This is a genomic window from Enterobacter sp. V89_11, assembly GCF_029967775.1.
In the GTDB taxonomy this organism is placed as follows: Bacteria; Pseudomonadota; Gammaproteobacteria; order Enterobacterales; family Enterobacteriaceae; genus Enterobacter; species Enterobacter ludwigii.
Window position 1 is genome coordinate 1 of sequence record NZ_JASCAN010000035.1, and the last position, 8,114, is coordinate 8,114.

General features: G+C 53.8%; 6 protein-coding genes and 3 tRNA genes. 1 reads left to right on the forward strand and 8 read right to left on the reverse strand.

Annotated elements, in window-relative coordinates; genetic code table 11:
* Nucleotides 1–58 precede the first annotated feature (58 nt).
* The 3 genes from QLG09_RS21965 to QLG09_RS21975 form a co-directional block, all read right to left on the reverse strand.
* Nucleotides 59–133: transfer RNA gene (locus QLG09_RS21965), tRNA-Gly, on the reverse strand.
* A gap of 116 nt (nt 134–249) precedes the next feature.
* Nucleotides 250–334: transfer RNA gene (locus QLG09_RS21970), tRNA-Tyr, on the reverse strand.
* 8 nt (nt 335–342) lie between these two features.
* A tRNA-Thr gene (locus QLG09_RS21975) sits at nt 343–418 on the reverse strand.
* Between the two features lie 315 nt (nt 419–733).
* On the opposite strand from QLG09_RS21975, the gene coaA reads away from it, so the two are divergent.
* Nucleotides 734–1,684: a type I pantothenate kinase gene (coaA, locus tag QLG09_RS21980; RefSeq protein ID WP_025206418.1), complete on the forward strand. Its 951-nt coding sequence runs from the start codon at nt 734–736 to the stop codon at nt 1,682–1,684.
* Between the two features lie 50 nt (nt 1,685–1,734).
* On the opposite strand, the gene dppF is transcribed toward coaA, so the two are convergent.
* From dppF to dppA, 5 genes are all read right to left on the reverse strand, one after another.
* Nucleotides 1,735–2,748 carry a dipeptide ABC transporter ATP-binding subunit DppF gene (gene dppF / locus QLG09_RS21985; RefSeq protein WP_032679976.1) on the reverse strand — a complete coding sequence of 338 codons (1,014 nt, stop codon included), beginning with the start codon at nt 2,746–2,748 and terminating at the stop codon, nt 1,735–1,737.
* A complete protein-coding gene (dppD, locus tag QLG09_RS21990) occupies nt 2,745–3,728 on the reverse strand; it encodes a dipeptide ABC transporter ATP-binding protein (protein WP_014168148.1) in 984 nt (327 codons plus the stop codon). The genes dppF and dppD overlap by 4 nt, the downstream gene beginning before the upstream one ends.
* Before the next feature lie 10 nt (nt 3,729–3,738).
* Entirely contained in the window at nt 3,739–4,641 is a 903-nt protein-coding gene (gene dppC, locus QLG09_RS21995; RefSeq protein ID WP_014168147.1) for a dipeptide ABC transporter permease DppC, read from the reverse strand.
* A 9-nt stretch (nt 4,642–4,650) separates the two neighbouring features.
* Nucleotides 4,651–5,670 (reverse strand): dipeptide ABC transporter permease DppB, encoded by a 1,020-nt coding sequence (gene dppB / locus QLG09_RS22000; protein WP_020882632.1) that lies wholly within the window; start codon nt 5,668–5,670, stop codon nt 4,651–4,653.
* Between the two features lie 161 nt (nt 5,671–5,831).
* Nucleotides 5,832–7,439, reverse strand: coding sequence for a dipeptide ABC transporter periplasmic-binding protein DppA (gene dppA, locus QLG09_RS22005; protein WP_014168145.1), 1,608 nt, complete (start codon nt 7,437–7,439; stop codon nt 5,832–5,834).
* Nucleotides 7,440–8,114 lie beyond the last annotated feature (675 nt).

Sequence of the window (8,114 nt, forward strand, 5' to 3'; positions counted from 1 at the left end):
TGGGGACCTCACCCTTACCAAGGGTGCGCTCTACCAACTGAGCCATATCAGCACGTATTGGAGCGGGCAGCGGGAATCGAACCCGCATCATCAGCTTGGAAGGCTGAGGTAATAGCCATTATACGATGCCCGCATCCTGAAACTCGGCTACCCAGTTCTTTCTGTAACAAAAAAAGAGATTTCTCTCTTTTTAGGTTCGAGCTGATTCAATTTTCAAACCAGCTCCGGCGGCTTAACGCTGCCAGAAAGTGGTGGTGGGGGAAGGATTCGAACCTTCGAAGTCTGTGACGGCAGATTTACAGTCTGCTCCCTTTGGCCGCTCGGGAACCCCACCGGACTTGATGGTGCCGACTACCGGAATCGAACTGGTGACCTACTGATTACAAGTCAGTTGCTCTACCTACTGAGCTAAGTCGGCATCAAGTAGCGCGCATTCTATGGAGACATGCGCAGTCATGCAACTAAAAAATTGCATAAAACGTTCTTTCGCTCACATTTTATTCGAAACCAGGGTTAACCGCTGTAAATTCATCCACTCAAGGTCAAAAATTCAACATCAGCGCCCGATTTATACCACTTATACCGTATCGTGGTGACTCCCGCGTAAAGCATCGCTTCCCCATATTTTTTCTTATTATTCCTGTCATCTGGTGTTAACCTCCTGCCCATTGTCCAAAATTAACTATGTTGAGCCCGGACGCGCTGTGTTGTGCTGGCTCACTGAAGCATGCTTATGAGCAAAAAAGAGCAAACGTTAATGACACCTTATCTTCAGTTTAACCGTAGCCAGTGGGCTGCACTGCGTGACTCCGTCCCGATGACGCTGACGGAAGGCGAAATCGCACGGTTAAAGGGGATAAACGAAGATCTGTCGCTGGAAGAAGTGGCAGAAATCTATTTACCACTCTCGCGCTTGCTTAACTTCTATATCAGCTCCAACCTGCGCCGTCAGGCGGTGCTGGAGCAGTTCCTCGGGACGAACGGCCAACGCATTCCTTATATCATCAGCATTGCAGGCAGCGTGGCCGTCGGTAAAAGCACCACCGCACGCGTATTGCAGGCGTTACTGAGCCGCTGGCCAGAACACCGCAGCGTGGAGCTCATCACCACTGACGGTTTCCTGCACCCGAATGAGGTGTTAAAGGAACGCGGGCTAATGAAGAAGAAGGGCTTCCCGCTCTCTTATGATATGCACCGTCTGGTGAAGTTTGTCTCTGACCTGAAATCGGGCGCGCCTAACGTGACGGCTCCGGTCTATTCGCACCTGATCTACGATCGCATCCCGGGTGGAGACAAAACGGTGGTTCAGCCGGATATCCTGATCCTCGAAGGATTAAACGTTCTGCAAAGCGGGATGGATTATCCTCACGATCCCCATCATGTGTTTGTCTCTGACTTCGTCGATTTCTCTATTTATGTCGATGCGCCGGAAGACTTGCTGCAGAACTGGTATATCAACCGCTTCCTGAAGTTCCGTGAAGGCGCGTTCACCGATCCTGACTCCTATTTCCACCACTACGCCCAGCTTTCTGAAGAAGAAGCCATTAATGTGGCGCGAGGGCTGTGGAATGAGATCAACTACGTGAACCTGAAAGAGAACATTCTGCCCACACGTGAGCGCGCCAGCCTGATCCTCACCAAGAGTGAGAAACACGCTGTCGACCAGATCCGTCTGCGCAAGTAATCACGCAGACATAAAAAAACCGGCTTAGCGCCGGTTTTTTTATTGATGGATTACGCCATCGGCTTTTCGCCATTCTCATCCTGATCGACCGCGAAGCAGGCAACCAGCTGACCGCCATAATCCTTGAGCTGTGGCTGCAACTGGGTGCACGGGCCAAAGCGGCGACTGCAGCGGGCGTTGAATGCACAGCCTGGAGGCGGATTCAGCGGGCTGGGCAATTCACCCGTCAGCTTGATACGCTCACGACGATCGTCAGGGTTCAGACGCGGGGTAGCAGACAGCAGCGCCTGGGTGTACGGGTGACGAGGATGAGTAAAGATCTGCTCTTTTGTCCCCTTCTCCACGCAGCGCCCCAGATACATCACCATCACTTCGTCGGCAATGTGCTCCACAACCGACAGGTCGTGCGAAATAAACACGTACGACAGCCCCATGTCCTGCTGCAGATCCATCATCAGGTTCAACACCTGCGCACGCACAGAAACGTCGAGGGCAGATACCGGCTCATCGGCGATGACTACGTCAGGGTCGAGCATCAAACCACGCGCAATCGCGATACGCTGGCGCTGGCCGCCAGAGAACATATGCGGATAACGATCGTAATGCTCGGTCTTCAGGCCCACTTTCGCCATCATCGCCAGCGCTTTTTCACGACGCTGCTCTTTGCTCAGATTGCTGTTAATCAGCAGGGGCTCTTCCAGAATCTGTCCCACTTTTTTACGCGGGTTCAACGATCCGTACGGATTCTGGAACACAATCTGGATTTTCTGACGGCGCAGTTTCTGCGCCTGCGGATCGTGCTTGAGCAGGTCCTGTCCCTGATAATAGAGCTCACCGCCAGTGGGGACTTCAATCATCGTCAGCAAACGACCCAACGTCGATTTGCCACAGCCTGACTCACCGACCACCGCCAGCGTTTTGCCGCGTTCAAGGGTAAAGGAGACGCCATCCAGCGCTTTCACCAGGCGTTCAGGCGCAAACAGCCCCTTCTTCACCGGATAGTATTTTTTCAGGTCGATAGCCTGCAACAGCGGTTGTTGCGTGGTGGCCTGTTGCGTACTCATAGTGTTGGCCTCCCGGCATCATCGAGTGGGTAGTGGCATTTCGACTGACGACCGTCAGCAAGCAGATTGAGCTCTGGCTCTTCTGCACGACATTTGTCTGTAGCATACGGACAACGCGGATTAAGCAGGCAGCCCTGCGGTCGGTCATATTTACCCGGTACGACGCCCGGAAGTGATGCCAGGCGTGCTTTGTCCTGGGCAAACTCCGGCAGCGCACGCAAAAGCGCCTGCGTATACGGGTGACGCGGCGCGCGGAAAATATCGTGCGAATGTCCAGTCTCGACCACCTGACCTGCGTACATCACGATAATTTTGTGCGCCGCTTCGGCCACCAGCGCCAGGTCATGCGTAATCAGCACTAGCGCCATGTTCTCTTTCTGCTGCAGTTCCAGCAGCAGCTCGATGATCTGCGCCTGGATAGTCACGTCCAGTGCCGTTGTCGGTTCATCCGCGATCAGCAGTTTTGGCCGACAGGCAATCGCCATGGCGATCATCACACGCTGGCTCATCCCACCGGAGAGCTGGTGCGGGTAAACGTCCAGACGCGATGCCGGGTCAGGGATACCGACCTGATTTAGCAGATCGATCGCACGCTGACGCCGGGTCTTCTTATTTCCGCCCTGGTGCACCTTGATGGCTTCCATAATCTGGAATCCCACGGTGTAACAAGGGTTCAGGCTGGTCATTGGGTCCTGGAAGATCATCGCCACTTCCGCACCAACCAGCTGGCGGCGCTGCTTTTCGGAGATACGCTGCAGGTCCTGACCGTTAAACTCCAGACTTTCGGCCATGACGCGGCCGGGATAATCAATCAGCCCCATGATGGCCAGTGAACTGACCGACTTACCGGAACCCGACTCACCCACAATGCCGACCACTTCGCCCTGATTTACGCTGTAGCTGATGCGGTCCACGGCGCGAAACGGAGTGCCTTCGTCACCGAAGTGCACCGATAATTTATCTACATTTAATAACGCCATCTCGTGCCTCTTACTGCTTCAGTTTGGGATCAAGTGCATCACGCAGGCCATCACCCATCAGGTTAAATGCCAGCACCGTCAGCAGGATTGCCAGACCCGGGAAGGTCACAACCCACCAGGCGCTTTGGGCGAACTGCAACACATCGGAGAGCATGGTGCCCCACTCCGGTGTTGGTGGCTGCGCACCCATGCCCAGGAAGCCAAGAGCGGCCATATCAAGAATGGCGTTAGAGAAACCGAGCGACGCCTGAACAATCAGCGGCGCCAGGCAGTTCGGGAAGATGTTGACGAACATTTGACGCATCGCGCCAGCACCCGCCACGCGGGAGGCCGTTACGTAGTCGCGGTTTACTTCCACCAGCACCGCCGCACGCGTGAGTCGCACATAGTGGGGAAGCGCCACGAAGGTTAATGCCAGCGCGGCGTTACTGATCGACGGACCAAAAATCGCCACCAGTACCAGCGCCAACAGCAAGCTGGGCAGCGCCAGCATGATGTCGACGATACGCATGATGATGTTATCGATAATGCCGCCGAAGTAGCCAGCAACCAGACCGAGTACGATCCCCATAACCAGCGACAACACGACCACCAGGCAGCCGACCAGCAGCGACAGACGCGCACCGTACATCAGACGCGACAGCACATCGCGGCCCACGTCATCGGTACCCAGCAGGTGCGACAGGCTACCGCCGTCCTGCCATGCTGGTGGTGCCAGCAACGCATCACGGAACTGATCCGCCGGGTTATACGGTGCTAGCACGTTGGCAAACACCGCAATCAGGATCATGACAGAGACATAAACCAGCCCCACCACCGCGCCTTTGTTGCGCTTGAAGTAGTGCCAGAATTCCTGCAGCGGCGTCATGGGAACCGGTGCAGTAACCACTTTATTTTCAGAAACGTGTGACATGATGGCCCCTTACTTCTTATGACGAATACGCGGGTTCACCACGCCGTAGAGCAAATCGACCAGCAGGTTGACGAGAATAATCATCGTCGCGACCAGCAATACCCCGCCCTGCACTACCGGATAATCACGGCGTTGCAGTGCGTCAATCAGCCAGCGTCCGAGGCCCGGCCAGGAGAAGATGGTTTCGGTCAGGATCGCACCCGCCAGCAACGTCCCCACCTGCAGACCAATAACGGTCACCACCGGCAGCATGGCGTTACGCAGGGCGTGAACGATAATGACGCGCATACGCGTCAGACCTTTGGCGCGTGCGGTGCGAATGTAATCCTCACCCAACACTTCCAGCATTGAAGAACGGGTCATACGCACGATAACCGCCAGAGGAATGGTACCGAGCACCATCGCAGGCAGGATCATATGTGCCACCGCATCAATGAAGTTACCCTCTTCGCCCCAGATAGCCGTATCGATCAGCATGAAACCGGTCAGAGGATTCGTATCATCCAGGAAGACCATATCGCTGACGCGTCCGGAGACCGGCGTCAGGTTTAGCTGCACCGAGACCAGCATGATCAGCATCATGCCCCACCAGAAGATAGGCATGGAGTAACCCGTCAGCGCCAGGCCAACAGCCGTATGGTCGAAAATAGAGCCACGCTTCACGGCAGCCAGGACCCCAACAGGGATACCCACCGCAGTGGCGAAAATCATGGCGCAGACACCAAGCTCCAGTGTCGCTTTAAAACGCGGCACGAACTCGTCCCACACCGGAAGACGGCTTTTCAGCGAAATCCCTAAATCACCGTGCAACACGCCCCAGATATAGTTGAGGTATTGCTGCCACAGTGGTTTGTTCAGGCCAAGCTCAGCCAGCAGCTGTGCATGGCGTTCAGGTGAAATACCACGCTCGCCCGCCATAATCATTACCGGGTCGCCGGGGATCATATGGACGAAGGCAAAAGTGAGAAGGGTGATACCGATAAACGTGGGGATAACAAGTCCCAGACGTCGGAGGATGAACTGCAACATAACCCGGATTCTCTCTGATGACGTACAACCAGTTGGCGTGACGTCTGTATTGCTCACAAATGTAAATTCCCTCTCTCTTCAGGAGAGGATTAGGGTGAGGGAATGCATGCACGCCCTCACCCCTGCCCTCTCCGTGAAGGAGAGGGTGAACACCCTACTTATTATTCAACAGAGACGTTTTCGAAGTGGTGTTTGCCCAGTGGATCAACCACGTAGCCCTTCACTTCTTTACGCACTGGTTCGTACACGGTGGAGTGAGCCACAATCAGAGCCGGAGCCTGATCGTGCATCACAACCTGAGCCTGTTTGTACAGCTCGATACGTTTGTTGTGATCGTCGGTCGCACGCGCCGGCTGGATCAGGTCTTCAAACGGCTTGTAGCACCAGCGAGAGTAGTTAGAACCGTCTTTCGCGGCTGCACAGCTGAACAGGGTAGCGAAGAAGTTGTCCGGATCCCCATTGTCACCGGTCCAGCCCATCATCACCGCCTGATGCTCACCCGCTTTGGCACGCTTCAGATACTCGCCCCACTCGTAGGTCACAATCTTGGCCTGAACGCCCACTTTAGCCCAGTCAGCCTGAACCATTTCAGCCATACGGCGTGCGTTCGGGTTATACGGACGCTGTACTGGCATCGCCCACAGCTCAACGGTAAAGCCTTTCTCCTGGCCTGCTTCTTTCAGCAGCGCTTTCGCTTTCTCAGGATCGTAGGTGTAGTCTTTAACGTCGTCGTTATAGCCCCACATGGTTGGTGGGATCAGGTTCTTGGCGGCAACACCCGCGCCCTGATAGACCGCTTTAATGATCGCTTCTTTATTCACCGCATAGGTCAACGCCTGACGGACTTTCACGTCATCAAACGGTTTCTTCTCGGTGTTGAAGGAGAGGTAACCCACGTTCAGACCAGCCTGCTCCAGCAGGTTGATGTTTTTATCCTGCTTCATGCGCGCGATGTCAGCCGGGTTCGGGTATGGCATGACCTGGCATTCATTTTTCTGCAGTTTTGCGTAACGCACAGAAGCATCAGGCGTGATGGAGAAGACCAGACGATCGATCTGCGGCTTGGTGCCCCAGAAGCCCGGGAAGGCTTTATACAGAATACGGGAATCTTTCTGGTACTGCAGAAGCTGGAACGGACCGGTACCGATTGGGTTCAGGTCCACTTTTTCCGGGGTGCCGGCTTTCAGCATGTTGTCCGCGTACTCTTTAGACAGAATAGAGGCGAAGTCCATGGCCAGGTCAGCCAGGAATGGTGCTTCCGGACGCGTCAGCACGAACTGAACGGTTTTATCGTCCACTTTTTTCACTTCAGCGATCAGGTCCTGCAGGCCCATCCCTTCGAAGTATTCATAGCTGCCGCCAGACACTTTGTGATACGGGTTCTGAGCGTTTTTCTGACGGTCGAAGGAGAACACAACGTCATCGGCGTTAAAATCGCGCGTTGGTTTGAATTCTTTGTTGTCCTGCCACTTCACGCCCTGGCGCAGGTGGAAGGTATAGGTCTTACCGTCTTCGCTGACGTCCCACTTCTCCGCCAGACCTGGGATCACTTCCGTGGTACCGGTTTTGAATTCAACCAGACGGTTATAGATAGGCACAGAGCTTGCGTCGTAAGTCGTACCAGAGGTAAAGAGCTGTGGGTTAAAGCCTTCCGGCGAGCCTTCAGAACAGTAAACCAGGGTTTTTGCCTGTACGCTTGCTGCCACGGTCATAGCCACCAGGCTCAGACCAAGCTTCAGCATCCCTGACTTCTTCAAGGAAATACTCATTATTCTGCTCCAATGTGATGTTTTGCTTTGTTGTGTTACGCCGCCAGACCTTTATTTATTTTTTACCCGGTCCGGTCGGTGATGCCCGAAGGCGTTTAAGGGATGGAGAATCCTTTCAGAAGAGCGTTTGAGTTGCAGCGCAGATCGTCCCTGAAATGCCCCTCATGCCCTACAATCTGTCAACAGAATGTGAAAACGTCAATACAGGTGACGGGGATTTACGCTGAGTGTGAGAAACCGCAAACAAAGATTAAAAAAACTATGTATGCCAGTTTTCAGCAGGGAAATTTATGCTACTCGCTATGTTGCAGCACAATTATCTTCATATTTCGCAACAATCAGTGATTAACTTTTATTCAGATCGGGTAAATTTTCTTGCAGAACGGTGATTATCTGAGCACTAAATACCGCGAACGTTAAAACGCACAGCGAAAAATGCTGAGGTTATCCATAAGCAACGCGAAAAAAGATCAATCTATATATAAAAAAATACAATGGATTATGTCACAAAATCGTTAACAGACAGGAAGAAGGCGGGATAAGGGGCGTTTTGGTGAATCAGGATGAGTAAGCTGCTAATGCAAAAAGGGCTAACCTTGCGGTTAGCCCTTCTTTAAATGTGGTCGGCGAGAGAGGATTCGAACCTCCGACCCACTGGTCCCAAACCAGTTGCGC